General features: G+C 69.8%; 19 protein-coding genes and 2 pseudogenes. 11 read left to right on the top strand and 10 right to left on the bottom strand.

The window, feature by feature from the left end; genetic code table 11:
• Positions 1-40: 40 nt before the first annotated feature.
• From M3M27_RS19520 to M3M27_RS19500, 5 genes are all read left to right on the top strand, one after another.
• On the top strand, positions 41-718 hold the full coding sequence (locus M3M27_RS19520) for a class I SAM-dependent methyltransferase (protein ID WP_434028055.1): 678 nt from the start codon (positions 41-43) through the stop codon (positions 716-718).
• A gap of 319 nt (positions 719-1,037) precedes the next feature.
• Positions 1,038-1,295 (top strand): YjhX family toxin, encoded by a 258-nt coding sequence (locus tag M3M27_RS19515; RefSeq protein ID WP_140727968.1) that lies wholly within the window; start codon positions 1,038-1,040, stop codon positions 1,293-1,295.
• 129 nt (positions 1,296-1,424) lie between these two features.
• Positions 1,425-1,925, top strand: coding sequence for a GNAT family N-acetyltransferase (locus M3M27_RS19510; RefSeq protein ID WP_434026698.1), 501 nt, complete (start codon positions 1,425-1,427; stop codon positions 1,923-1,925).
• Between the two features lie 129 nt (positions 1,926-2,054).
• Entirely contained in the window at positions 2,055-2,843 is a 789-nt protein-coding gene (locus tag M3M27_RS19505; RefSeq protein WP_434026697.1) for a nucleotidyltransferase domain-containing protein, read from the top strand.
• Between the two features lie 196 nt (positions 2,844-3,039).
• Positions 3,040-3,888, top strand: coding sequence for a S1 family peptidase (locus tag M3M27_RS19500; RefSeq protein WP_434026696.1), 849 nt, complete (start codon positions 3,040-3,042; stop codon positions 3,886-3,888).
• A 62-nt stretch (positions 3,889-3,950) separates the two neighbouring features.
• Here the strand turns inward: M3M27_RS19500 and M3M27_RS19495 are convergent.
• The 3 genes and pseudogenes from M3M27_RS19495 to M3M27_RS19485 all read right to left on the bottom strand — a co-directional run.
• Positions 3,951-4,232: pseudogene (locus M3M27_RS19495) on the bottom strand (helix-turn-helix transcriptional regulator); the annotation flags it as partial.
• Between the two features lie 51 nt (positions 4,233-4,283).
• Positions 4,284-5,489 (bottom strand): IS256 family transposase, encoded by a 1,206-nt coding sequence (locus M3M27_RS19490; RefSeq protein ID WP_434026462.1) that lies wholly within the window; start codon positions 5,487-5,489, stop codon positions 4,284-4,286.
• 97 nt (positions 5,490-5,586) lie between these two features.
• Positions 5,587-6,243 (bottom strand): annotated as a pseudogene (locus tag M3M27_RS19485) (cupin domain-containing protein); the annotation flags it as partial.
• A gap of 105 nt (positions 6,244-6,348) precedes the next feature.
• Between M3M27_RS19485 and M3M27_RS19480 the strand changes: the two are divergent.
• The 5 genes from M3M27_RS19480 (at position 6,349) to M3M27_RS19460 (ending at position 9,724) form a co-directional block, all read left to right on the top strand.
• Complete coding sequence (locus M3M27_RS19480) at positions 6,349-7,095, top strand: SDR family oxidoreductase (RefSeq protein ID WP_434026695.1); 747 nt, start codon at positions 6,349-6,351, stop codon at positions 7,093-7,095.
• Positions 7,096-7,303: 208 nt separating this feature from the next.
• Positions 7,304-7,732 carry a helix-turn-helix transcriptional regulator gene (locus M3M27_RS19475; protein ID WP_434028054.1) on the top strand — a complete coding sequence of 143 codons (429 nt, stop codon included), beginning with the start codon at positions 7,304-7,306 and terminating at the stop codon, positions 7,730-7,732.
• Positions 7,729-8,145 carry a VOC family protein gene (locus M3M27_RS19470; protein WP_434026694.1) on the top strand — a complete coding sequence of 139 codons (417 nt, stop codon included), beginning with the start codon at positions 7,729-7,731 and terminating at the stop codon, positions 8,143-8,145. The genes M3M27_RS19475 and M3M27_RS19470 overlap by 4 nt, the downstream gene beginning before the upstream one ends.
• An 18-nt stretch (positions 8,146-8,163) precedes the next feature.
• A complete protein-coding gene (locus M3M27_RS19465) occupies positions 8,164-8,391 on the top strand; it encodes a hypothetical protein (protein WP_434026693.1) in 228 nt (75 codons plus the stop codon).
• A gap of 91 nt (positions 8,392-8,482) precedes the next feature.
• Positions 8,483-9,724 (top strand): MFS transporter, encoded by a 1,242-nt coding sequence (locus M3M27_RS19460; protein WP_434026692.1) that lies wholly within the window; start codon positions 8,483-8,485, stop codon positions 9,722-9,724.
• 514 nt (positions 9,725-10,238) lie between these two features.
• Here the strand turns inward: M3M27_RS19460 and M3M27_RS19455 are convergent.
• The 6 genes from M3M27_RS19455 to M3M27_RS19430 all read right to left on the bottom strand — a co-directional run bounded on the left by M3M27_RS19455 (position 10,239) and on the right by M3M27_RS19430 (position 22,395).
• Positions 10,239-11,708 carry a mannitol dehydrogenase family protein gene (locus M3M27_RS19455; RefSeq protein WP_434026691.1) on the bottom strand — a complete coding sequence of 490 codons (1,470 nt, stop codon included), beginning with the start codon at positions 11,706-11,708 and terminating at the stop codon, positions 10,239-10,241.
• Between the two features lie 135 nt (positions 11,709-11,843).
• Positions 11,844-14,564 carry a glycoside hydrolase family 3 C-terminal domain-containing protein gene (locus tag M3M27_RS19450; protein ID WP_434026689.1) on the bottom strand — a complete coding sequence of 907 codons (2,721 nt, stop codon included), beginning with the start codon at positions 14,562-14,564 and terminating at the stop codon, positions 11,844-11,846.
• A 124-nt stretch (positions 14,565-14,688) separates the two neighbouring features.
• On the bottom strand, positions 14,689-16,368 hold the full coding sequence (locus M3M27_RS19445) for a glycoside hydrolase family 43 protein (protein WP_434026687.1): 1,680 nt from the start codon (positions 16,366-16,368) through the stop codon (positions 14,689-14,691).
• A gap of 375 nt (positions 16,369-16,743) precedes the next feature.
• Positions 16,744-18,000 carry a D-mannonate dehydratase ManD gene (manD, locus tag M3M27_RS19440; protein ID WP_434026686.1) on the bottom strand — a complete coding sequence of 419 codons (1,257 nt, stop codon included), beginning with the start codon at positions 17,998-18,000 and terminating at the stop codon, positions 16,744-16,746.
• Between the two features lie 22 nt (positions 18,001-18,022).
• A complete protein-coding gene (locus tag M3M27_RS19435) occupies positions 18,023-19,942 on the bottom strand; it encodes a sialate O-acetylesterase (RefSeq protein WP_434028053.1) in 1,920 nt (639 codons plus the stop codon).
• 248 nt (positions 19,943-20,190) lie between these two features.
• Positions 20,191-22,395: an alpha-glucuronidase family glycosyl hydrolase gene (locus M3M27_RS19430; RefSeq protein WP_434026685.1), complete on the bottom strand. Its 2,205-nt coding sequence runs from the start codon at positions 22,393-22,395 to the stop codon at positions 20,191-20,193.
• A 191-nt stretch (positions 22,396-22,586) separates the two neighbouring features.
• Here M3M27_RS19430 and M3M27_RS19425 point away from each other — a divergent pair, with 191 nt between their 5' ends.
• The gene (locus M3M27_RS19425) at positions 22,587-23,690 is read left to right on the top strand and encodes a LacI family DNA-binding transcriptional regulator (RefSeq protein WP_177497931.1); all 1,104 of its coding nucleotides are present in this window, start codon (positions 22,587-22,589) and stop codon (positions 23,688-23,690) included.
• Positions 23,691-23,934: 244 nt separating this feature from the next.
• On the opposite strand, the gene xylA is transcribed toward M3M27_RS19425, so the two are convergent.
• Positions 23,935-25,269: a xylose isomerase gene (gene xylA / locus M3M27_RS19420; RefSeq protein WP_140718572.1), complete on the bottom strand. Its 1,335-nt coding sequence runs from the start codon at positions 25,267-25,269 to the stop codon at positions 23,935-23,937.
• Positions 25,270-25,296 lie beyond the last annotated feature (27 nt).

The following is a 25,296-nucleotide window of genomic DNA, read 5'->3' as shown; positions in this document are numbered from 1 at the left end:
CGATAGCATGGACGGCATCGCATCGCCGCTGGAGCCCGCCTTGTTCTCGTTCTCCGATCCCGACGCCGTCGCCCGCTATGCCGAGGGCCCCACCCGCCAGGTGCCGGGGCTGGATGCCCTGCACCGGATGACGACCCTGCTGCTGGCCGAGCGCGTACCCGACGACGGCCACGTCCTGGTGCTCGGCGCCGGAGGCGGGCTGGAACTGAAGGCCTTTGCGCAGGCGCGGCCGGGCTGGCGCCTGCTGGGCGTGGACCCGTCCGCGGAGATGCTGCAACTGGCACGGGCCACACTGGGCCCGCTCGCCGGGCATGCGGAACTGCTCGAAGGCCATATCGACGATGCCCCGCACGACCTGTTCGACGGCGCGACCTGCCTGCTGACCCTGCACTTCCTGCCGGCGGAGCAGCGGTTGCACACGCTCGTCGAGTTGAAACGACGGCTCAAGCCCGGCGCACCGCTGGTCGTCGCGCACCACAGCTTCCCCCAGTCCGGTCCGGACAAGACGCGCTGGCTGGAACGCTATGCAGCCTTCGCGGTCGCCTCCGGCATCCCCGCCTCCAACGCCAGCGCGGCGATCGAGGCCATGGGCGCGCGCCTGCCGCTGCTGTCGCCCGAGCAGGAGGTCGCGCTGCTGCAGCAGGCGGGTTTTCGCGACGTGGAACTGTTCTACGCCGGCTTCACCTTCAAGGGCTGGGTGGCCTACGTGCCGGCGTGAGCGGCGCGTAGGCCTTCCGCGAGGGTCGCCATCGCGAGCGATGGATCGGGGGCCGTTATCGGCGGTAGCCTGTGTCACTCCTGCATCGCGCGGCCTCATGGCACGCGCCATGCCGTTGACCGGCCGCCGTCCGGTGTGGCCCAATCCGTTTTCCTGGTCGACGGCCCGAGGCCGTCCGGAAGAGCGCGTATGTTGGAGCTTGTGACCATCCGATAACCGTATGCCGACCGTTCCGGTCGGCCGGTTATCGATAAGCGAATCCGTGGGCGGGCACGACGTGTCCGTCCGTTTTTGCCTATTCGGATGAGTCCAGCACCCAATGAATATCTCCAGATCGGAGCAGCGGACACTGCACGTGCTCGCCAAGGGCGGCGCCATTGCCCACCATCGAGACGAGGCGGGGCGCGTCGTCGCGGTCGAATGCCGCACCATCGACGGGTACGTCCTCGCGGACTGCACGCTTGCCGTCTTCAAGAAACTCAAGTCCAAGCGCCTCATAAGCTCGGTATCGAGCAAGCCCTACCGCATCAATGCGGCGGGCCTGAGAGCGGTCCGGCCGCAACTCGACAACCGTTGACCATCGCCATCGCGCCGGCGCGATGGTCGTACGCGATCCGCGCTGTCGCCGTGGCCACTATCGAGAGTCCTTTCCATGACATCGAATCATGACACCACCACACAGCCGCACCTTGGCTCGAATCCTGGCGTGAGCATCCGCGACGAGGCGGCAAAGGATGCCGATGCCATCGGCATCCTGACGCGGCTGGCCTTCATGCAAGCGACGCATTCGAGCGGCACCGAGCAGTTCATCGTCGCCGCGCTGAGGCGTGCGGACCGGCTGACGGTTTCGCTCGTCGCAACCCATGGCCCTGAGCTGATCGGTCATGTCGCAATCTCTCCCGTGGGCCTCTCGACGGGGGAGACGGACTGGCATGGCCTCGGACCACTATCGGTGCACCCGCGCTGGCAAAGGCAAGGCGTAGGTTCGGCCTTGGTCTGCGCCGCGCTCGACCGGCTGAGACGGCTGAAGAGCCGAGGCTGCGTGGTGCTCGGGGATCCTGGTTACTACGCGCGCTTCGGTTTCAAGACCTGGCCGGACCTTTCGCTGCCCGGCGTACCGGCGCGGTATTTCCAGGCATTGCCGCTCGGGCACGGCATCCCGCGCGGCGAGGTGTCGTACCACGCGGCGTTCTCGGCAACGGAGTAGCCGCCAGCCCGGATGCGGACCGCATGACGCGGTTCGCATCCTTGTTCGACGGCGGCCCGCTGGCCGGGAGCGCGCTTGTGCGCCTGGCCTGCACCGGATTAGTCTGGCCTGCTGGCTTGGAGAATCGCTATGCCCAGCACATTGCCCGAGTTGCACGCGGAGTTCGTGGAGAGGGTCCGCCGCGAAGTGGAGCGCGACGACAGGCTGGCCGCATTGTTGGCCGGCGGTTCGTACGTCCACGGCGGCTTCGACGAGCATTCGGACCTGGATTTCGTGGTCCTGGTCGAAGAGGACAAGTACGAGGACGTCATGGCGTCGCGGCGCCGGTTCGCCGAGAAGGTGGGCGGGTTGCTCGCGGCGTTCACCGGCGAGCACGTCGGGGAGCCCAGGCTCCTGATCTGCCTTTACGGCCCGCCGCTGATCCACGTGGACCTGAAATTCGTCACCGCGTCGGACCTGGACCGGCGCGTGGAGCGCCCGGCGGTATTGTTCGCGCGCGATCCGGCCTGGATCGAGGCCCGGCTCGACGCGGCCTCGATCGCGTGGCCCAACGCCTCGCCGGACTGGTTCGAGCAGCGGGCGTGGATATGGCTGCACTACGGAGCGGCCAAGCTGGCCCGCGGCGAACTGTACGAGGCCCTCGGGATGCTCGCGTTCTTCCGCGAACAGGTCCTGGGACCGCTGCTGCACCGGCGCGCGGGGCGCCCGCAGCGCGGCGTGCGCCGGATCGAATCGCTCGATGCGCTCCACGCCGGAAGGCTGGCGGAAACGGTGGCGGCCCTCGATGCGGCATCGGTGCGCAACGCCTACATGGCGGCGACGGACATGTACGTGGACCTGCGCCAGGACGCGCCCCCGCGCGAAGCGGCCGGGCAAATGCCGCAAGCGCTGCTGGGGTATCTCGCCAAGATCGCTTGAACGGTCGTCCCGCGCGCTGGAACGCTAACTGGCGGCTACCCCTGTCTCAGGTGCCGTTTCTGGGCTTTCGTCGCTTCCCGCCTTGGTTTGTCGGATTTCCGATCTTGCTTCGAGCCTGATCGGCTATCTTGCGGCGGGCCTCGCAAACGCATTGCGGGTGGACATTAGATCAATGCTCAAAAGGAGGCACGGAGACATGAAACGTTGGATTCTGGCCGCTTCTCTTATCCTGCCATTCGCAGCGAACGGCGTCGTCATTCGTGATGACATTGACGATTCAGAATATCGGATTGATGGATCAGAGTTTGGCGCGCTCGCGGATATGCCAGGCGAAGGACATGGCGTTCTTATCGCGCCGAAGTGGGTGGTCACCGCCGCACATGCCGCTCCCATGGAAGACATGGGAGCCGAGGTAAACATCAACGGAAGTGCATACAAAGTTGCTCGGGTGTTCATTCATCCTGGTTACAAGCGCATGCCAGATGCGTTGGGACAGGAGGCCATGAAGTCAGGCGATCCCTCAAGAATTCACGCTTTTCTGGCGGGCTCGGACGACATCGCGCTGATCGAGTTGAAGTATCCAGTGGAAAAAGTTGCGCCGGTGGCTCTCTATCGAGGCGGCGATGAAGTCACCAAAGTCGCCATGTTGGTAGGGAAGGGCGCAACTGGTAACGGCATCGATGGTCAGATTGCGAATTCCCCGCATCGTGGCGCGCTGCGACGCGCCTACAACGCCATCACTGGAGCCAACGAGCGCTATCTTTGGTATCGGTTCGATCCCCCTGCACAAGGACTACCGCTTGAGGGTGTACTGGGAAGCGGCGACAGTGGTGGCCCGCTCGTTGTGCAAAGTCAGGGCGCTTGGCACCTGGTAGGGCTGGGATCATGGATTACAGCGGTTCCAGAACATGCCTTGGAGGCTGGCTTCTATGGCCAGATGGTCTATAACGTCCGTATATCGCGATATATCCCTTGGATCGATGGCGTGATGTGTGCGGCCGATAGTGCCTCTTGCGCTGTAACTCGCCAACATCCGGCCCACTAAGCTGGCTAGGCAGCGATCGTCATGATGGCAGCCCCTGGCCGAAAGCAGACAGCCACAAATAGCTACCCGATCGCCTCCGGCGGTACCCGAACTCCAGCTTCCCCGCCTCCCTTCGCATACCGCGTAGGCGTCATCCCCACGTGCCGCGAGAACGCCACGCTGAAGGCGCTGGCGGTGCGATAGCCGGCGCGTTCGGCGATCTCGGCCATGCGGGTGCCGCCGCGGCGCAGCAGGTCCTTGGCCAGGGCCATGCGCCAGGCCAGCAGATATTCCATCGGCGCCAGGCCCACGGCGCGCTGGAAGCGTTCGAAGAACGCCGAGCGCGACAGCGCGGCTTCCTTCGCCGGTAGCGCAACGATTTTTTCGCACTTTGGCTTGGCGGTGGCCCCGCCCCCTCACGCTGCGACGGTCGCGAGGCCTTGGCGCTTGTTCAATTCCTCCATGCACAGATAGCGCTTGACGCCCCAGTGCGTGCCGGCCAGATAGCGCAGGCGGGCCGCGGCCAGCATCAGGGCGGCATGTCCGTCCGGGAACGCACCGACCACGCGGGTGCGTCGCCGGATCTCGCGCATCATCCGCTCCAGTGGATTGTTGGTCCGGATCCGTCGCCAGTGCGTCTCCGGGAAGGCGTAGTAGGCGAACGTCTCGGCGATGTGGGCCTCGACCTTGTCCGCCGCCGCCCCCAGCTTCATCTGCCGCAACTTGGCCACGACCTGATCGGCCTTGAGCTGCGCCGCCTCGATATCCTCGGCCGCGTGGATCGCCTTGAGCATGGCTGCCACCTCGCGCACCTTGCCGCTGGGCACCACGCTGAACACGTTGCGGTAGAAGTGCACCACGCAGCGCTGCCAGCGGGCCTCGGGGTAGTGTTCGCCCAGGCTCTCCACCAGTCCGGCACAGGCGTCGGAGACGAACAGCGCCGGCGTGGCCAGCCCGCGGCCCTTCAGATAGGCCAGGAAGCCGCTCCAGCCCGACTTGTCCTCCTTGGCTCCCTCGGCCACGCCCAGCACCTTGCGGTAGCCCTCGGCATCCACCCCGATCGCCACCAGCACCGAGACGTTGCGCACCTCGCCCGCCCACGTGCGCTTGAGCACGATCCCATCCAGGTACACGTATGGGTAGTGGCCGCTGATCGGCTCGTTGCGCCAAGCTTCGATCCGTGCGTAGACCTTCTGGTTCAGTCGGCTCACCGCCCCGGCGCTGACCTTCGTGCCCCACAGTGCCTCGGTGATGTCCTCCACCCGCCGCACCGACACCCCGGCCAGATACATCTCCATCAGCGACTCCTCCACCGACGCCTCCCGCCGCCGGTAGCGTTCGATGATCGCCGTCTCCAGCGGCAGCTTGCGCAGCTTCGGCACCTTCAACCGCACTTCCCCGGCCCGGGTGTGCAGCGTCCGCTCGTAGTGACCGGCCCGGGTGTCCCGCCGCTCCTGGCTGCGCTCGTATCGCCCGGCGCCGCACACCCGGTCGGCCTCCGCATCCAGCAGCCCGTTCAACGTCTCCTCGATCGTACTGCGCACGACCTGTCCGAGGTGGTCCTGGATCCGGGCCTCGTCGATCTTGATCACCTTGCCCAGTCCGGGCGTAGACTCGTTCATGGTGGTGGTCCTCGTTGGTGGTTGGAACGTCGCAGTCCCAAACGTCATCGTGGGCCACCGCCTTCGTCAAATGTGCGCAAGAAACGTTACGTCATCCCTTCGCCAGCTCGGCCACGGTCCATGGGTGCGCGGGGCGCGCGTGCATCGCGCGCAGCGCGGCGGCGAGGCGGGGATCGGCCAGGGCGCGCACCAGGCCCGGCGAGGCGGCGGTGCCGGCGCCGGAGCGCAGCGCTTCGATCAGCAGCACCTCCAGCAGGTGCGCCAGCACCACCTCGCGCGCCGGGCGCTGTTCGTGCGATTCGTCGCCGACCAGTTCCACCAGGGTGGCCAGGCGACGCTCGTCGCGCACGTGCACCACCTGCGGCAGCAGCGAGACCAGCAGGGCGGCGTCGGGCGAGCCGAAGTGGCAATGGCCGACCAGCATGCGCAGGTCGACCGGGCCTTCGCCATGGCCGATGCGGTAGCGGCCGGCGCCCTGCGCTTGCGGCTGCGTCTCGGTGCCGGGCGGAGGCGGTTGCAGGCTGGTCATCGCCACGCCGTAGGCCGCCGGGACGAGGACGAAGTCGCCCGCCCGAAGCGCGAACGGCGGCTGGCCGTCCACCGCCAGGTGGCAGCCGCCTTCGAGCACCGCGCAGTAGAACGGCTGGCCGGCATCGGAGCGGCGGATCGCCCAGGGGCCGCTGCCGGCGACGGACTTGGAGAAGCGGGCGCTGGGTTGCAGCAGGGTGACCACTTCGGCGAGCGGGTCGGCCATGCCGGACTCCTGCGAAAGGAATATGGACTTTGGATTGTAGTGAGTACGGGCGAAGCGGCCTATCGTGGCTCCTCTCGCTTGTCCACCTCACGTAAGGAGTCCCCCATGCAAACCGTCCTGATCACCGGCTGTTCCTCCGGCTTCGGCCTGGAGACCGCCCGCCTGTTCCTCGACCGCGGCTGGCAGGTGGTGGCCACGATGCGCACGCCGCGCGAGGACCTGCTGCCGCCGTCCGAGCGCCTGCGGGTGCTCGCGCTCGACGTCGCCGATCCGCGCAGCATCGAGCGCGCGGTAGCGGAGGCGGGGACGGTCGATGCGCTGGTCAACAACGCCGGCCTCGGCGCGGCGGCGCCGTTCGAGTGCATGCCGATGGACACGGTGCGCACGCTGTTCGAGACCAACGCCTTCGGCACGATGGCGTTGAGCCAGGCCTTGCTGCCGCAGTTCCGGCAGCGCCGCAGCGGGGCGATCGTCAACGTCACCTCGAGCGTGACGCTGAAGTCGCTGCCGCTGCTGGCCGCGTACCGGGCCAGCAAGGCGGCGGTGAACGCCTTCAGCGAATCGCTGGCGGAGGAGATGGCGCAGTTCGGCGTGCGGGTGCGGCTGGTGCTGCCGGGCCGGGCGCCGGGCACGCGCTTCGGCGAGAACGCGCGGCCGCATATGGCCGGTTTCGACCACGACGCCTATGCCGGGTTCATGGAGCGCTTCGTCGCCGGGGTCCAGGCCGGCGGGCCGATCACCGAGGCCCGCGACGTGGCCGAGGCGGTGTGGCGCGCGGTGACCGACCCGGCCGCGCCGATGCGCCTGCCGGCCGGCGCCGACGCGCTCGCCTGGGCGGCCGAGGCGGCCTGAGGCCGCCAGGCCGGGCCGGCCGGAGCAGCGGTCGCGGCGGATTCGGCCGCCGCACGCGCGTCGTCGCGCGCGATGGCGGCAAACTACGCCCATGGCGAAGAACTCCGGCCGGCTCCCCGCGGGGGCGGCACCCGCAAGCGAACCGCGCGCGCTGGGCACGGGCCAGGACCCGCGCCTGCTGCGCCGCCTGCTGCGGGCGAAGGACCGCATGGACGCGGCCTCGCACGAGGACTGGCCGGTGCGGCGGCTGGCGCGGGTGAGCGGGGTGTCCGGGGCGCACTTCGCGCGTTCGTTCAAGGATGCCTTCGGCGTGCCGCCGCACCGCTACCTGCTCACGCGCCGGATCGAGCGGGCCGCGGCGCTGCTGCGCGATACCGACCTGCCGGTCACCGAGATCGCGTTCCGGACCGGCTGGAAGAGCCTGGGCACGTTCGGCCGCACCTTCCGCGACGTCACCGGCGAAAGCCCGGGCGCACGCCGCGCGCGCGAGCAGGCCGCGACGGCGGCGCTGGCGCAGGTGCCGGCCTGCTATCTCGCCGCCGCGCACCGGCCGGCGCTCATCACCGCAGTTTCGGAGAAGCGGCGGCGCGAGGTGGCCGATAGCATCCCCGCGTCCAAACATACGGAGGTTGCATGAGCCAGGGCGTCGGGGTGGTCGGGTTGTACGTCCGCGACCAGGACGAAGCGCTGCGGTTCTACGTCGACAAGCTCGGGTTCCGGGTCCATACCGATGCGCGCAACGGCGACTACCGCCGGTTGACGGTGCAGCATCCGGAGCAGCCGGGTTTCCAGCTCGGCCTGTTCCTGCCGGGGCCGCCGGTGCACGACGCGGCCACCGCGCAGGCGCTGCACGAGATCGTCGCCAAGGGCGCCATGCCGCCGCTGGTGCTGCTGGTGGACGACTGCCGCGCCGCGCATGCGCGGATGCATGCGCAGGGCGTGGAATTCACCCAGGAACCGCTCGAGCGCTACGGCAGCGTCGATGCCAGCTTCCGCGATCCGTCCGGGAACGGCTGGAAGCTGGTCCAGTCGCGTCCCGGCGAAGGCTGAGCGGCGGAGGGCATCCCGATGCACCGGAACGCTTGGCTCCGGCCGCTGCACCGCTGGCTCGGCCTGCTCTTCACGGCGACGGTGGCCGCCAACTTCGCGGCGGTGGCCCTGGGCAAGCCGCCCGCCTGGGTGGTCTACGCGCCGCTGCCGCCGCTGTTCCTGCTGATGTTCAGCGGCCTGTGCCTGTTCGCGCTGCCGTACGCCGCGAGGTGGCGCGGGCGTCGCCGCGCCGGCGCGCGGGCCTGAGCGGGCGGGGGCGCCCGGTCGCCGGACGAGGGCATTGTCGATTTCCGGCGCCCTCGTTCGTCGGAGGGATAAGAACCCTGGGAGTCCGTCCATGAGCCGCACCGCCGTTTCCCCTTCCCCCGAGCTGGACCGCAACTGGCCGCTGGTGGCCGCAGGCGCGCTGATGGGCTGCGTGGCCGTCGGCGTGGTGTTCTCGCTGGCGGTATTGCTGGGACCGATGAGCGCGGCCACCGGCTGGTCGCGCAGCGCCTTGTCGGGCGCCATGACGCTGGCCTTCCTGAGCATGGGCGCGGGCGGGTTCGGCTGGGGGATGTTGAGCGACCGGTTCGGGCCGCGGCCGGTGGTGCTGGCGGGTGCGCTGCTGCTCGGGCTGGCCTGCGTGCTGGCCAGCCGGGCGACCAGCCTGCTGATGTTCCAGTTGAGCTACGGGGTGCTGATGGGCATCGCGGTCTCCAGCTTCTTCACGCCGGTGATCGCGGCTACCGCGGCGTCGTTCGAACGGCGCCGCAACCTGGCGATCTCGCTGGTGTCGGCCGGCGTCGGCGTGGCGCCGATGACGATGTCGCCGCTGGTGGCGTGGCTGGTCGGCCACTACGACTGGCGCACCACGCTGCTGATCGTCGGCGGCGTGGCGTGGGCGCTGACGCTGCCGGCGGTCTGGTTCGTGCGCACGGCGCCGGCATCGGCGCCGATGCCGGGCGAAGCGAGCGCGGCCGGCAAGCCGCCGCTCGGGCGGGCGCTGCGCTCGAGGCCGTTCCTGGTGCTGGCCGGCGCGTTCTTCGCCTGCTGCGCGGCGCACTCGGGGCCGATCTTCCACACCGTCAGCTATGCGCTCGGCTGCGGGCTGGCGCTGACCGCGGCGGTCACCATCTACAGCATGGAAGGCGCGGCCGGGCTGGGCGGCCGGCTGCTGTTCGGCCTGCTCGCGGACCGCTTCGGCGCCAAGCCGGTGCTGGTGTCCGGGTTGATCCTGCAGGGGATCGGCGCGGTGGCGTACCTGGGCGTGAACCAGCTCGAAGGCTTCTATGCGGTAGCGATCGTGTTCGGCATGGCCTACGGCGGCACCATGCCGCTGTATGCCTCGCTGGCGCGCGATGCGTTCGATCCGCGCATCCTGGGTTCGGTGCTCGGCGCGGCGACGCTGCTCTCCAGCTTCGGCATGGCGCTGGGTCCGCTGATCGGCGGCTGGCTGTACGACCGCTACGGCAGCTATGCGTGGATGTACATCGGCTCGATGGCGCTGGGCCTGGCCGCGGCGGCGATCGCGATGTGCTTCCCGAGCGCGAAGCGGCCCGGTCCGGACCTGCGGCCGCTCGCTGCGGATGCGGCGTGAGCCTTCGCGTGCGGTCAGCGGCTTGCGTGCCGTCGCCTTGTTCGTTGGGCATGGCCGGGAAGGCCCTTCGGGACTGAAGTCCCTCCCACAGGAGTACCTGGGGGCCGTTCTTGTCTCCTTGCGGAGGGAATGCCGCCGATGTGTCCCGGCGATGATCGCTGCATCCGCCAATGCCGCAGATGCGACTGGCAGAGCGTCTGCGAAGCGCGCATTGCGCGATGCCGGTCCGTTGTGGGAGGGACTTCAGTCCTGGCGAGGCCTTGCCGATGCTGCGGAAGGATCACGTAATGGCAGCGATGAAGGCTTGGGCCTGTTCTGCGCTGTCGTTGTTCCTTGTGGGAGGGACTTCAGTCCCGACGGACCTTGCGGATGCTGTTGAAGGACCAAGCGGCGATGGTCGAAGGCTTTGGCCTGCTTTGCATCGTCGTTGTTTCTTTCGCTGGGCATGATCGGGAAAGCCCGTCGGGACTGAAGTCCTCCTACAGGGCTACGGAGAATCCCTTGATCGCTGGCCTCATTCTCCGGATCGAACGTCGATATGCCGTGCGATGGCCATCGGCTCCACCAGCGCGGCATACGCGACCTGCAGGGCATCGACGAAGCGCGCATCGCCCGATACCGGTCCGAACACCGCATCCAAGGCCATGAACGCCTCGACGTCGTGCGCGGCATCGCCGGTGGCGCTTCGTGCGATCCGGCCCAGGGCCTCGGCAAGCGGGTCGACCAGCGCCACGCCGTTGTGCACCTGCCGTCGCACGAACTGCATCCATGCGGCGACCGGCAGGCACAGTCGATCGATGCGATGGCCGATCGCCAGGGCGTCGCGGAGGGTGGCGAGGATCCGTACCGGCAGCTTCTGCGAGCCGTCCCAGGCGATCTGCGAGAGCAGGTGGCGGATCGCCGGGTTGCGAAAGCGGTCGAGGATGGCACCGGCATACGCCTGTGGGTCGAAGCCCGGCATCGCCGGCAGCGTGGGCGCGATGTCCTCGCGCATCAGCGTTTCGACGAAGGCGGACAGCTGAGGGTGGCGCATCGCGTCGGCGACGGTTTCCAGCCCGAGCAGCGAGCCGAGGTAGGCCAGCGTCGAGTGCGGGCCGTTGAGCAGGCGCAGCTTGGCGCGGTCGTAGCCGGCGATGTCGCCGCTCAGGACCACGCCGGCGCGTTCCAGTGCCGGGCGGCCGTTGCAGAACGCGTCCTCGACCACCCATTGCGTGTAGGTCTCGCGCTGGACCGGCCAGGCATCGCGCATGCCGAGCTGCGCCGATACCCGCTCGCGCAGGGCGTCGTCGCTGGCCGGGGTGATGCTGTCCACCATCGAACGCGGGAACGTGGCCTCGGCCTCGATCCAGGCCGCCAGCGCCGGGTCGATGCGTTGCGCGTACTGCAGCGTGGCGCGACGCAGCTTGCCGCCGTTGTCGGGCAGGTTGTCGCAGCTGAGCACGGTATAGGGTTTGAGGCCCAGCCGCCGGCGCGCGCGCAGGCCGGCGACGAGATGGCCGATGGCGCTGCGTGGCGCATCCGGGGCGGCGAGATCGTGGACGATGTCGGGGTGGGCGAAATCCAGGCCGTCGCCGGCCAGGCAGTAGCCCTTCTCGGTAATGGTCAGCGTGACCAGGCGCACGCCGGGATCGGCCAGCCGCGCCAACACCGCGGCCTGTTCGTCGCGCGCGCACAGCACTTCGCGGATCGCGCCGACCACGCGCAGCCGCGTGCGTTCGCCGAGCAGCGCCAAGGCATAGAGGCCGTCCTGCGGACGCAACGCATCGCGCACCTCGGTGCTGTGCAGCGAGACCGCGCTGATCGCCCAGTCGGGCTCGTCGGCCAGCAGCGCGTCGATGTACGCGGCCTGGTGCGCGCGATGGAACGCGCCGGGGCCGAAGTGGACGATGCCGATGCGGGTTCGCGCGCGGTCGTAGACGGGCGCGGCGATGTCCGGCGGCAACGCCGCGAGCGTGGCATCGGAGAGACGGGGCAGGTCGGTCATCGCGGATACGGACAATTCGCGGAGGAAGAATGCCCCTCTCCCGCTTGCGGGAGAGGGGTTGGGGTGAGGGCGGCGCGGTGCCTTCATCCGCTCCTTCGGGGCACCTTCTCCCGCTTGCGGGAGAAGGGAACGTGGTCAGTCGTTCTGTATGTCGAAGGTCTTGCTCGCACGGATATCCGCGCTGGACGCACCGATCTGGACTTCGTAGCGGCCGGGCTCGACCACGTAGGCGCCCGCCTTCTCGTCGTAGCGGCGCAGGTCCTTCGCGGGGCTCAGTTCGAAGACGACCTGCCTGGCCTCGCCCGGTTGCAGATGCACGCGCTGGATGCCGCGCAGGTTCTTCAAGGCCTGCCCGGGCGCGGGCGATTGCGGGCGCAGGTACAGCTGCACCACCTCGTCGCCGGCGCGCGTGCCGGTGTTGCGCACTTCGACGCTGGCCTTCACGGTGCCGTCCTTCGCCACGCTTGTGCGGTCCAGCTTCAGTCCGGCGTAGCCGAACGTGGTGTACGACAGCCCATGGCCGAACGGATACAGCGGTTCGCCGCCGAAGTAACGGTAGGTGCGATTGGCCATCGCATAGTCGTCGAACGCCGGCAGCTTCTCGTCGGCCTTGTAGAAGGTCACCGGCAACCGCCCGGACGGGTTGGCGTCGCCGAACAGCACGTCGGCGACCGCGCTGCCGCCGCGCTGGCCGGGGTACCAGGCCACCAGGATGCCCGGCAGGTTGGCCTTGGCCCAGTCCACGCCCAGCGCCGAACCGGTGGTCAGCACCAGCACTACCGGCTTGCCGGTGGCGTGCACCGCTTCCAGCAGTTTCTGCTGGGTGGCGGGCAGGCGGATGTCGGTGCGGTCGCCGCCGGCGAAGCCGGGATAGTTGACCGTCATCTCCTCGCCCTCGACGTCGCCGGTGAGGCCGCCGACGAAGACCACCACGTCGGACTTGCGCGCCGCCTCCACCGCTTCCTCGAACGGCGGCTTGGCGCCGGGCAGGTCCCAGGCCAGGCGCACGCCGGCGTCGCGCTCGCCTTCGTAGTACTCCAGCTTGATCTCGTAGCTGCGCCCGGCCTGCAGCGCGACCTGCACGCTGTCGGCGCGCAGGCGTTCGTTGTCGCTCCAGTGGTCCAGCAGGAGCTTGCCGTCCAGGTACAGGCGGAAGCCGTCGTTGGCGGCGGCCTCGAGCCGGTAGTCGCCGGTTACCGGCGGCAGCAGCTGGCCGCTCCAGCGGATGCTGAAGCCGTCGCTGGGCAGCGCCTGCTCCTCGCTGGCCTCGCCGCGCGCCATCAGCGTGTCGGTCGGCGAGCCGCGGTCCCAGCGGAACGCGATCTGCGGATCGACACGCACCAGCGCCGGGGTGCCGGACAGGTCGCGGTTGCGGAAGTACTCGCCGCGCAGGCCGCGCTCGCTCGAACCCGCCGCGGGCCGCAGGTACTGCGGCTCGATCAGCGGCGTGGCGGCCGGGTCGTCGCGGCCCTCGACCAGGTCGGTGCCGCGCGCGTACAGCACCTGCGCCTGCGGCGCCGCCTCGCGGATGCCCTGCAGGATCGTCACCGGCGCGGCCGGGGTGCCGAAGTAGTTGCCCAGCAGCGCCATGGTGTCGTCGGCGGTGGGCCCGACCACGGCGATGCGCTGGGTGGTGCGCGACAGCGGCAGCACGCCGTCGTTCTTCAGCAGCACGATCGATTCCTGCGCGACCTTGCGCGCCAGCGCGTCGTGCCGAGGCGACTGGTTCACCGAATACGGGATCCGCGTCCAGCGCACGTCCCGCAGCGGGTCGAACATGCCCAGGCGCATGCGCGCGGCGAACAGCTGCGTCACCGCCTTGTCGACCTCGGCCTCGTCGAGCAGGCCCTTGCGCACGGCCACCGGGATCGACGGCGCGTAGGTGTTGCCGCAGTCGAGCTGGGTGCCGTTCTTCACCGCCAGCGCGGCGGCCTCCTCGGGCGTGGCGACGATCTTGTGGTTCTTCCAGATGTCCACGATCGCCCAGCAGTCGGAGACGACGTAGCCCTTGAAGCCCCAGCGATCGCGCAGCACGTCGCGCAGCAGGAACTTGCTGGCGCTGGCGGACTCGCCGTAGACGCGGTTGTAGGCGCCCATCACCGCATCGACGTCGCCGTCCTTCACCAGCGCCTCGAACGCGGGCAGGTAGGTGTCGTAGAGGTCGCGCCTGGACGGGCGCACGTCGAAGTGGTGGCGGTCGGCCTCCGGGCCGCTGTGCACGGCGAAGTGCTTGGCGGTGGCGTCGAGCTTGCGGAATTTCTGGCGGGTGCGGGGATCCGCATGCGGATCCACGGCGGGGTCATCGCCCTGCAGGCCGCGCACGAACGCCACGCCCAGCTGCGAGGTGAGATACGGATCCTCGCCGTAGGTCTCCTGGCCGCGGCCCCAGCGCGGGTCGCGGAAGATGTTGATGTTGGGCGACCAGAAGGTCAGGCCCTGGTAGCGGCCGCGCTTGCCCTCGGCGGCGAAGCGCGCGTGCTTGGCGCGCGCCTCGTCGCTGATCGCGTCGGCCACCTGGCCGATCAGCGGCACGTCGAAGGTCGCGGCCATGCCGATCGCCTGCGGGAACACGGTCGCGCCGCCGGCGCGGGCGACGCCGTGCAGCGCCTCGTTCCACCAGTCGTAGGCCGGCACGCCCAGGCGCTCGATCGCCGGCGCGGCGTTCTGCATCTGCGCGGCTTTTTCCTCCAGCGTCATGCGCGAGACCAGCGCCGCGGCGCGGTCCTCGAAGCTGCGCTGGGTATCGAGCCAGGGCGCGGCCTCGTCCGCCACCGCCGGTCCCAGCGGAAGCAGGGCCAGCAGGGCGAGGGCACAGCATTGTCCGAGCCTGGTGCGTCGCGTGCGGTGGGTGGTCATCGGTCTTTCCTTGTTTGTGACGTCATGGATATCAGATCGGAGCGACATGCCCTCCTCCCTACGGGAGAAGGCGGCGCGCAGCGCCGGAGGAGGGTACGGGCGAAGCCCCGGGGTCCGGATATGGTCAGGGGCTTTCATCCCTGGCGTAGGGCCCCACCATCGCGCCGACGAAGCCGCCGGCGACCTCGGTGCTGAGCACGGTGCCGTCCTGGCGTTGCGCCAGCCATTGCCAGCCCTCGCCGGCGTCGAAGGCGAAACCGTAATCGCCTCCGTCGCCGGAGATCTTCAGCTTCAACGCCGCCGATGCCGGCAACGTGCGCGATGCCACCACGCGGGCGGCCGCCTCGCCGGCGCGCTTCTCCAGGAACAGCTGCATGCGCTCGCCATCGCGGCGCACGCCGAGGAAATACCAGTAGCGCTCGTTCTGGAACGCGGCCAACCCGGCAGCGGTGCCGGCCGCCGGCAGCTCCAGCGCAGTGCTGGCATCGAACGCCAGGTGTTGCTGGCGGCGCGCCAGGAACGAGGGGTTGCGCAGCGTATCCAGGCCTTCGGCGAGCGGATGGATCGTCAGCTGGCCCGGGCGCGCGCGCAGGTCGGCCCAATCCCGCTTGGGAACGCGCACGTACAGCCATTCGCGCCCGGGCTTGGCCGCATCGAACTCGTCGCGCCAGGTGAAGTTGCCGGTGTTCGGGGCCTGGTCGAGGCCGGCCTGCAGATAGGCGGGGCCGGGCGCGACGTAGGGGATGGCGCGGCCGTGCTCGAGGATCACCGGCCAACCGTCCTTCCATTCCACCGGCAGCAGGTAGGTCTCGCGACCGGTGTTGTAGTGGACGCGGGCGTAGTTGCGGCTGGCCAGGAACACGGCCCACCAGCGCCCGTCCGGGCCCTCGACGAGATCGGCGTGGCCGGCGTTGGTGACCGGCAGCGGGCGGTCCGCCGGCAGGTCGCGCTGGGTCAGGATCGGGTTGTGCGCATAGGGCTCGTAGGGCCCCCACACGTCGCGGCTGCGCAGCACCACCTGCGAGTGGTTCGGCCCGGTGCCGCCCTCGGCGTCGGACAGGTAGTACCAGCCGTCGCGCTTGTACAGGTGCGGGCCTTCGATCCAGATCGGGTTCTTCTCCGGCTCCACGCCGCCATCGACCAGCACCTTGCGCGGGCCGACGGGCTGGAAGCGCGCCAGGTCGATCTGCTGCATCCAGATCGCGCGATGGCCGTCGTAGCGCGGCGTGCCCTCGGGCGCGTCGTTGTTGACCAGGTAGACCTTGCCGTCGTCGTCGAAGAACAGCGACGGGTCGATGCCGCCGATGCCCGGCAGCCAGTGCGGGTCGGACCAGGGCCCGGCCGGGTCGGTGGCGGTGGCGATGAAGTTGCCGCCGCTGTCCACCGCGGTGGTGACCACGTAGAAGGTGCCGTCGTGGTACGAGATCGCCGGCGCGAAGATGCCGCGCGACACGCCGAGCCCGTCGAAGTCCAGCTGGGTGCGCCGGTCGATGACGTTGCCGACCTGCTGCCAGTGCACCAGGTCGGCGCTCTCGAACACCGGGATGCCGGGGAAGTAGGCGAAGCTGGAATTGACCAGGTAGAACTTGCCGTTCGCCGCGACCACGCTGGGGTCGGGATGGAACCCGGCCAGCACCGGGTTGCGGTAGTGGCCGGTCGGCAGCGGGGCCTCGAACGCGGCATCGCGGCCGGTGTATTCGAACCAGTCGAAATACGCGGGTGATTGCGCGAAGGCGGGAGCGGTCAGTGCGGCGAGCAGGAGCCCCCACCCTCGATGTCCCAGTGCTGGGCGAGGCTCGGTCATGCCTGGGCTTCTTGTCTTTATGAGAGCAGCGGCAAGAGCTTTCGCCTTGCGGCGAGTCACTTTTCTTTGCTTGTGCAAAGAAAAGTAACCAAAAGAAAGCACACCCCGCCTTCGCGCCCGCAGCTTCGCTGCGGGTTCGCGGCGCCAGCGGGATTTTTCGACGGGGCATCCTGCCCCGGCGAAAAACGACGCCCATCCATGGGCGTCGCCCTTCGGGTTTTTCCCGCCGTCCCCGCCGCTACGGAGGGGCCCCGACGGAGCAAAGGCGGAAAGCAACGGCAGGATCACAAGCAACAGCGACGAACCTTCCTGGCCAACAGTCCACTTGCGCAGGAACAACGGGAAAAATGCGTACGGACGCTTCATCACCCCTCCTCACCAATCCCACATCGAGCCGTCTTCCAGCCGCGCGATCGGCAGCTGCTTGGGGGCGTACGGATACTTCGCGGCCAGCTTCTCGTCGATGTCCACGCCATGGCCCGGCGTGTCGCCCACGTGCAGGCGGCCGGCGCGCAGCACGTAGTCGTGCGGGAACACCGCGTCGGTCTCGTCGGTATGGAACATGTACTCCTGGATGCCGAAGTTCGGCACCCAGGTGTCGAAGTGCAGCGCCGCGCCCATCGTCACCGGCGACAGGTCGGTGGCGCCGTGGAAGCCGGTGCGCACCTGGTACAGCGCGGCGAAGTCGGCCAGCCGGCGCACGTGGGTGATGCCGCCGCCGTGCACGATGGTGGTGCGGACGTAGTCGATCAGCTGGTTCTCGATCAGGTACTTGCAGTCCCAGATCGAGTTGAACACCTCGCCGACCGCCAGTGCGGTGACCGAGTGCCGGCGGATCAGCTCGAACGCCTTCTGGTTTTCCGCCGGGGTGGAATCCTCCAGCCAGAACAGCCGGTACGGCTCCAGGTCGCGCGCCAGCCGCGCGGCCTCGATCGGGGTCAGGCGATGGTGCACGTCGTGCAGCAGTTCGACGCCGGTGCCGTGGTCCTTGCGCAGTTGCTCGAACAGCCGGGGCGCGGTCTCCAGGTAGCGCGGCGTGTTCCACACCGTCTCCGCCGGCAGCTCGCTCTCGGCCGGCTCGTAGCCGCGCGCGCTGGAGACCCCGTAGGCCTTCTTCACGCCCGGCACGCCGCACTGCGCGCGCACCGCCAGGAAGCCCTGCTCGATGAAACGCCCGACGGCGTCGCTCGCCTCGGCGATGTCGCGGCCGTTGGCGTGGCCGTACACCAGCGCGCCCTCGCGCGAGCGGCCGCCGAGCAGCTGGTACAGCGGCAGCCCCGCCATCTTGCCGAGGATGTCCCACAGCGCCACGTCGACCGCGGCGATCGCGGTCATCGTCACCGGGCCGCGCCGCCAGTACGCGCCGCGGTGCAGGAACTGCCACATGTCCTCGATCCGGCCGGCGTCGCGGCCGATCAGGTTCGGCACCACGTGCTCCTGCAGGTAGGCGGCCACCGCCAGCTCGCGTCCGTTGAGCGTGGCGTCGCCCAGCCCGTACACGCCCGAGCGCGTGACGATCTTCAGCGTGACGAAGTTGCGGCCCGGGCAGGTGACGATGACCTTGGCATCGACGATCTCGCGCTCGCGCTTGGAGCCATGGGTAGCGGTTTCGGTGACGACTTGCGTGTTCATCGTGCGGATCTTGGGTGGGATGTCAGGGGATGGCGGTTTCGAACGGCCCGGCCGGCAGGCCGGCGCTGTCGTAGAGGGTGACGACGGGGCTGTCGGCCCAGCCGTAGCGCACGCGGGTGGCGGCGGCCGCGTTGGGCGCCTGCAGCACCACCTCGCGCCCGCGGATGCGCGCGCCGGCGTAGCGGCAGCTGCCCGGCTGCGCGCCGCACAGCTCGAAGCCGACCGGGCCGTCGGCGCCGTAGGCGACCAGTGCGCCGTCGACGTCGCCGAAGCCGACCACGACCGTGTCGCCCTCGTGCCGCACCGAGGCCGGCACCGGGCCGGACGGCGGCAACGCCTCGCCGTACACCACGTGCCGCGCGGTGCGCGCCAGGCGCCGGCCGACGTCCTGCTTGTTGGCGGGGTGGATGTCGCCGCGCTCGCCGAGGTCGATCGCCACCGCCAGCCCGCTGCGCGCATCCTCGCCGGCCACGTCGCGCTGCGCCCGGCGCAGCTCGGCCCAGCCGCTTTCCTGCGGTTGCGTCGGCGGCGGGCCGAAGTTCGGCAGCTGCACCACCAGCAGCGGCAGGCCGGCGCCGAACTGCCGGCGCAGGTCGGCGCGGTAGGCGCGCAGCAGGCCGCGATAGGCGCCGGCCTCGCCGGTGTTGGATTCGCCCTGGTACCACAGCGCGCCGCGCAGCGCGTAGCGGCCCAGCGGGGCGACCATGGCGTTGTACAGCGTGGTCTTGCCGGAGGCGGACAGCCACGGCGCCAGCGGCGGCGTGCCGGCCCGTTCCGGCACCTGGCGGTACTCCCAGGCGCCGTCCAGCGGCACCGTGCCGCCGTCGCGCAGGTGCAGCGCGACCGGCCCGGACAGCCCGCCGTCGGCATAGGTGTTGAGCACGTTGACCACGACCAGGTTGTCGCCGGCATGCAGCAGTCCGGGCGGCAGTGGATAGTTCCGCTCGCCGCCGCCGTAGTCGCTGCCGACACCGCGCCCGTTGACCCAGGTCTGGTCGATCTCGTCGGCGCCCAGCGCCAGCGACGTGGCTTGCGCGGCCTGTTCGGCGCTCAAGCGCACGCTGGCGCGATACCAGAGCATGCCGGTGAAGCCGGCGAGTTCCGGCACGCCCCATTGCCGGTAGTTGCCGAGCTGCTTCGGCGCGGCGCGCCAGCCGGTGGTGGTCGCCGCGGGATCCCACGGCGCATCGCCCTCGGCCACGCCCGGCAACGAACGCCACCATGCCGCCCAGCGTTCGCCCCAGCGCGCATAGGCGGCCTGCGGATCGCGCGCGTACAGCGCCAGCGTGTCGAGCGCATCGGCGTAGTCGCCGGCACCGCGCAGCGCGCCATCGCTCAGCCAGGCCTCGATGCGCGAACCGCCGAGCGAGGCGTTGATCAGGCCCATCGGCACGTCCACCTGCTTTTGCAGCTCGCGCGCGAAGTAGTAGCAGGTCGCGGAGAAATCGCCGACGTACTGCGAGGTGGCCGGTTGCCACTGCACCGGCGCGGCGAAGCCGTCCTGCGGGGCGGGGCGCGCGGCCTGCGGCACCTTCAGCAGGCGGATGCGGTCGTTGGTGGCGCCGGCGATCTCGGCGCGGGAGTTGAGCGTGCGATGCACCTGCAGCTCCATGTTGGACTGGCCCGAGCACAGCCAGACATCGCCGACCAGCACGTCGGTTGCGGTCTGCCGGGCCGTGGCCGTGCTTGCGGTCAGCGTGTACGGCCCGCCTGCCTGCACGGCCGGCAGCTGCGCCTGCCAGTGTCCCTCGTGATCGGCACGTGCGGTGACGTGCTTGCCGGCGAATTCCACACGCACCTGCTCATCCGGTCCGGCCTGGCCCCAGACCGGGATCGGCTGCCCGCGCTGCAGCACCGCATGGTCCTGGAACAGCGCCTGCAGCAGCGGCGCCTTGGCGTCCTGCGCCTGCGCGACGGGTATCGCCAGGATCGAAGCGACCAACAACCCGACCGGCGCCGCCACGAGAGCGGGGACCCAGTGTCTTATCCGCAATCCCACCGTCGTCATTAACCCTTCCATCGCCATTCCCGCGAACGCGGGAAGCGCTTTACAGCAGCCCTTCGGGCTGATCATCCATGGACTTTTGCCTTTCGCACGGACCGTGATCGTTCGGACCAACGTCCATGGGTTCCCGCGTTCGCGGGAATGACGGGTTTCATGCATCGCGCTCAACCCCAACCGATCCAAACTCATTTCCCGTCCCCCGGGGCAAAAGGAAACTGCAGCGACTCGTAGTAATCGAGCGGATGCGCAGGCGGCGCGGCGCCCGCCGGCAGCGGCCGCTGCGAGAAGGTCTGGAAGTAGGCGATGCTGGCGTCGCGCCACCAGCGCGCTTCCTTCTCCTGGATGGCCAGGAACGCCGCCACCTGCGCATGCCGTTCCGGATCGATGCGTCCGGCCAGCCCGTCCCAGGTGCGGCGCATCGCGGCCACGTAGTCGACCCCGCGATCGTAGCGTGCGACCAGCTCGTCCCACAGCGTGCGGCCGGAAGCCATGCGGTGGTCCCACGGCACGTGGTGGAACCAGAGCAACAAGTTCTCGGGCACCGTCGCCACGTCGCCGAAGCGCGCGGCCACCGGCGGAGCGTACTGCGCTACCGCGTTGCTGCCGCTGGCGCTGCGGTCGAAGCCGATGCCGTCGCGGCCGGCGCGGTGGTAGTAGACCGAGGTCCAGTCCGCGCGCGGGCCGCCGGAGACCCACGGCGCCGGGCCGTAGTGGTGGCCGCGGCCCATCAGGTGGTGCAGGCCGAGCGGGGTCATGTAGTCCACCACCGCCTCGCGCGAGCCCATCATCATCGCCACCACCGGCGCGACCACGGCCGGGTCGGTGGAGAACGTCATCCGCACCCAGTCCTCGGCGATCGCGCGGGCATCGGCATCGGGGTTCCATGCCATCCGGCCGAACGCGTACCAGTTGGCCTGGTCGAAGTGCGAGCCGCTCCAGTTGCGGTCGCTGCCGATGTTGGCCACGCCGGCGATGCCGGTCAGCCGGCTCCTGCCAGGCGCGTCGCCTTCCAGCGAGCCGTCCACCACCTTCGCCACCGTCGAGCCCGGCCCGCGCGCGTGGGTGTCCGATCGCAGCGTCTCGGCGAACAGCGGCGCCAGGTAGGCCAGGTGGGTGGCGAAGCCGAGGTACTCCTTGGTGATCTGGAACTCCATCATCAGCGGCGTCTTCGGCATCGCGCCGAACAGCGGATGGAACGGCTCGCGCGGCTGGAAGTCGATCGCGCCGTTCTTGACCTGCACCAGCACGTTGTCGCGGAACGTGCCGTCCAGCGGCTTGAACTCGTCGTAGGCCTGCTTGGCGCGGTCGTCCGGCTGCTCGTGCGAGTAGACGAAGGCGCGCCACATCACCACGCCGCCGTGCGGCGCGAGCGCGTCGGCCAGCATGTTGGCGCCGTCGGCGTGCGAGCGGCCGTAGTCCTGCGGGCCGGGCTGGCCTTCCGAGTTGGCCTTGACCAGGAAGCCGCCGAAGTCCGGGATCCGCCGGTAGATCTCGTCGGCCTTGTCGCGCCACCAGCGTCGCACCGCAGGATCGAGCGGGTCGGCGCTCTTCAGGCCGCCGATCTCGATCGGCGCGGAGAAGCGCGCGCTGAGGTAGACCTTGATGCCGTAGGGCCGCAGCACTCCGGCCAGCGCCGCGGCCTTGTCCAGGTACATCGGGGCCAGGCTCTGCGCGCTGGCGTTGACGTTGTTGAGCACCGCGCCGTTGATGCCGATCGAGGCGTTGGCGCGCGCGTAGTCGGTATAGCGCGGGTCCAGCCAGTCCGGCAGCTTGTGCCAGTCCCAGATCGACTCGCCGGCGTAGCCGCGTTCGACGTAGCGGTCCAGGTTGTCCCAATGGTCGAGCACGCGCAGCCGGACGCGCGGCGCCTCGCGCACGTCCAGCGCGGCGAGCGGCTGGCCGGTCTGCAGCAGGCGCAGGAAATGGAAGGCGCCGTACAGCGCGCCGATGTCCTCGTTGGCGGCGATCACCGTGGCGGCATGGCCGCCGAGCCGCATGCGGCGGATCAGGTAGCCTTCGCGGCCCAGTCCGGCCAGTTCCGGCCCGAGCGCGGCCAGCAGCGGCGACGATGCCGGCGTGCCGACCACGAGCGCGCCGTCGCGATCGGGGCGCTCGACCGACGGCGGGCGCGCGCCGAGCAGGCCGGACAGCCCGCGCAGCAGCTCCGCGCGCGTGGCCTGCTGGGTCGGCATGGCGGCCGGCGCCGCCAGCGCGGTGACCTGCACGGCGGCCTGCGCGTCGCCCGGCGGCACGTAGCGCAGCCACAGCGCATAGCCGTCCTCGGCGTGCAGCGCCGGCGCCAGCAGCCAGAGCGCGGCGAGCAGCCATCCGCCGCCGCAATGCCGGCCGATGCGCGAGGCCGTTGCCCGGATCGTGCCGATGCCCGTCATCGCCCGTTCCCTCCCTGCGCGGGCAGGATCCGGGGCGCCCGGGCCATGCCCGGCTTGTCGCCGGCACAACGGGTTAACGCTACCATGGGCCGCGCAAGACGCTGGCCGTTCGCAGTGGCGCTGCCTGGCCGGGGATCGTGCACATCGCCTGCCTGCCGATGGCGGCAGCCTGCCAGAGGAAGGGAACGCATTTGGAAAAAAATCGCAAATCGATCCGCCGCAAGGGACAGGCGGTCACCATCGACCAGGTCGCGGCCCTGACCAAGGTGTCGCCGATGACGGTCTCGCGCGTGGTCAACGGCAAGGGCAACGTGCGCGACTCGACCCGCGAGAAGGTGCTGGCCGCGATCAAGAAGCTCGGTTACCAGCCCAATCTCGCCGCCAGCGCGCTGGCGGCCGCGCAGAACACCCGCATCGCGCTGATCCACAGCGATCCCAGCGGCGCCTACCTGCGCGAGCTGCTGCTCGGCGTGCTGCGCGCCGTCTCGCATACCTCGATCCAGCTGGTGATCGACTACTGGGACGGGCTCACGCCCGAGGCCGAGCGCAAGGCCGCGCGCGCGCTGGCCAAGAGCGTGGCCGGCGTGATCCTGCCGCCGCCGCTGTGCGAGTCCGAGCCGGCGGTGCAGGAACTGGTGAAGGCCAAGGTGCCGGTGGTGTCGATCGCCTCCGGACGCTTCAACCGGCAGGTCTCGTGCGTGCGCATCGACGAGTACCGCGCCGCGATGGAGATCACCGCGCACCTGATCGCCAAGGGCCATACCCGGATCGGCTTCATCCACGGCCATCGCAACCTCAGCGCGAGCCTGCGCCGGTTCGAGGGCTTCCGCGCCGCGCTCGAGGAGGCCGGCCTGGCCTTCGATCCGGCCCTGGTCGAGTACGGCGACTACACCTACCGTTCCGGGCTGGCCGCGGCCGAGAAGCTGCTCGCGGTCTCGCCCGCGCCGACCGCCATCTTCGCCAGCAACGACGACATGGCCTCGGCCGCCGTCTCGGTCGCGCACCGGCAGGGCCTGGACGTGCCGCGCGACCTGTCGGTGGTCGGTTTCGACGACACCTCGACCGCGACCGCGGTCTGGCCCGAGCTCACCACCGTCCACCAGCCGATCGCGGCGATGGCCGACACCGCCATCGACCTGCTGCTGCGCGAGATACGCGACCAAGGGAAGGTGACGCGGACGGTGTTCGATCATGTCGTGGCCCATCAACTGGTGCAGCGTGAATCGGTGGCGCCGCCGCGCAAGCGGGTTGCTGCCGCGGGAGCGGCGTCGACCGCGAAAAAACGCCCCCGGTAAAGCTCTGCGAGCCCCCTCCCATCGGGGCGAAGGGGTACGGCTTGCGCGCCGTCGCGCGCGTGCGCCTGGGCGCCCGCGCCGCTGGCGTGGGCCGGGGCGCGGAGCGGGGGCTCGAGTGAGGGTAAGGGCGCAGCCTCTTGTGATGTCTCGCTACATGAAGCTTCGCCCGAACCCTCATCCGCCCCTTCGGGGCACCTCGCTTCGCGCCCCGGCCTGACGCAGCGCGCCAGGCGTTCAGGCGCGGTCAGCGCAACAGGTACTGGTTGAGCAGGTTCTCGTAGGCCTCCTGGCGGCCGCTGGTCTGCTTCGGCTCGCCGTGCTGGGCGGCCAGGCCCGCCAGCGCCGCCAGGTCCAGCTTGCCGTCCACGAAGTCCTTGCCCGCGCCGCTGTCGAAGCTGGCATAGCGCTGCTGGCGCCACTGCTCCCACGGCGAGGCCGTCAGCAGCGCGTGCGCCACCTCCAGCCCGCGCGCGAACGCGTCCATGCCGCCGATGTGCGCGATGAACAGGTCCTGCAGGTCGGTCGACTCCCGGCGCGGCTTGGCGTCGAAGTTCAACCCGCCCTCCAGCCCGCCCTGGCGCAGCACCACCAGCATCGCCCCCACCGTGTCGTACAGGTCGGTCGGGAACTGGTCGGTGTCCCAGCCGTTCTGCGCATTGCCGCGGTTGGCGTCGATGCTGCCCAGCAGGCCGTGGTCGGAAGCCACCTGCAGGTCGTGCTCGAAGGTGTGACCGCTCAGCGTGGCGTGGTTGGCCTCGATGTTGAGCTTGAAGTCCTTCTCCAGCCCGTGCTCGCGCAGGAAGCCGGCCACCGTGGCGCTGTCGAAGTCGTACTGGTGCTTCATCGGCTCCATCGGCTTGGGCTCGATCAGGAAGTTGCCCTTCAGCCCGATGCTGCGGCCGTAGTCGCGCGCCATCGTCAGGAACCGCGCGAAGTTGGCCAGCTCGCGCTTCATGTCGGTGTTGTGCAGGCTCGCATAGCCCTCGCGGCCGCCCCAGAACACGTAGTGCTCCCCGCCCAGCTCCACCGTCGCCTCCAGCGCCGCCTTCACCTGCACCGCCGCGCGCGCCACCACCGCGAAGTCCGGGTTGGTCGCCGCCCCGTTCATGTAGCGCGGGTGGCTGAACAGGTTGGCCGTGCCCCACAGCAGCTTGATCCCGGTCGCCGCCTGGCGCTCCTTGGCCTGGGCCACCATGTGCCTGAGGTTCTTCTCGTACTGGCCGATGTCGTCCGCGTCCGGCGCCAGGTCCACGTCGTGGAAGCACCAGAACGGCGTGCCCAGCTTGGTGAAGAACTCGAACGCCGCATCGACCTTGGCCTCGGCCGTGGCCATCGGCGTGCCGGCCTCCCACGGGAACTTGCGCGTGCCCGGCCCGAACGGGTCGGCCCCGGCGTTGCCGAAGGTGTGCCAATAGCAGGTGGCAAAGCGCAGGTGCTCGGCCATGGTCTTGCCGCCGATCTTCTTGTCCGCGTCGTAGACCTTGAACGCCAGCGGGTTGTCCGAGTCGCGGCCTTCGAACTTGATCCGGCCGATGCCCGGGAAATATTCCTTGGCGCCGATGAAAACGTTGCTGCTCATGTCGGGTCCTTGCTGCTGATCAGGGGG

The organism is Xanthomonas boreopolis, assembly GCF_046529185.1.
Classification (GTDB): domain Bacteria; phylum Pseudomonadota; class Gammaproteobacteria; order Xanthomonadales; family Xanthomonadaceae; genus Pseudomonas_S; species Pseudomonas_S boreopolis.
The sequence above is the reverse complement of the archived record's forward strand: the minus strand, read 5'-3'. Positions and strand labels throughout refer to the sequence as shown.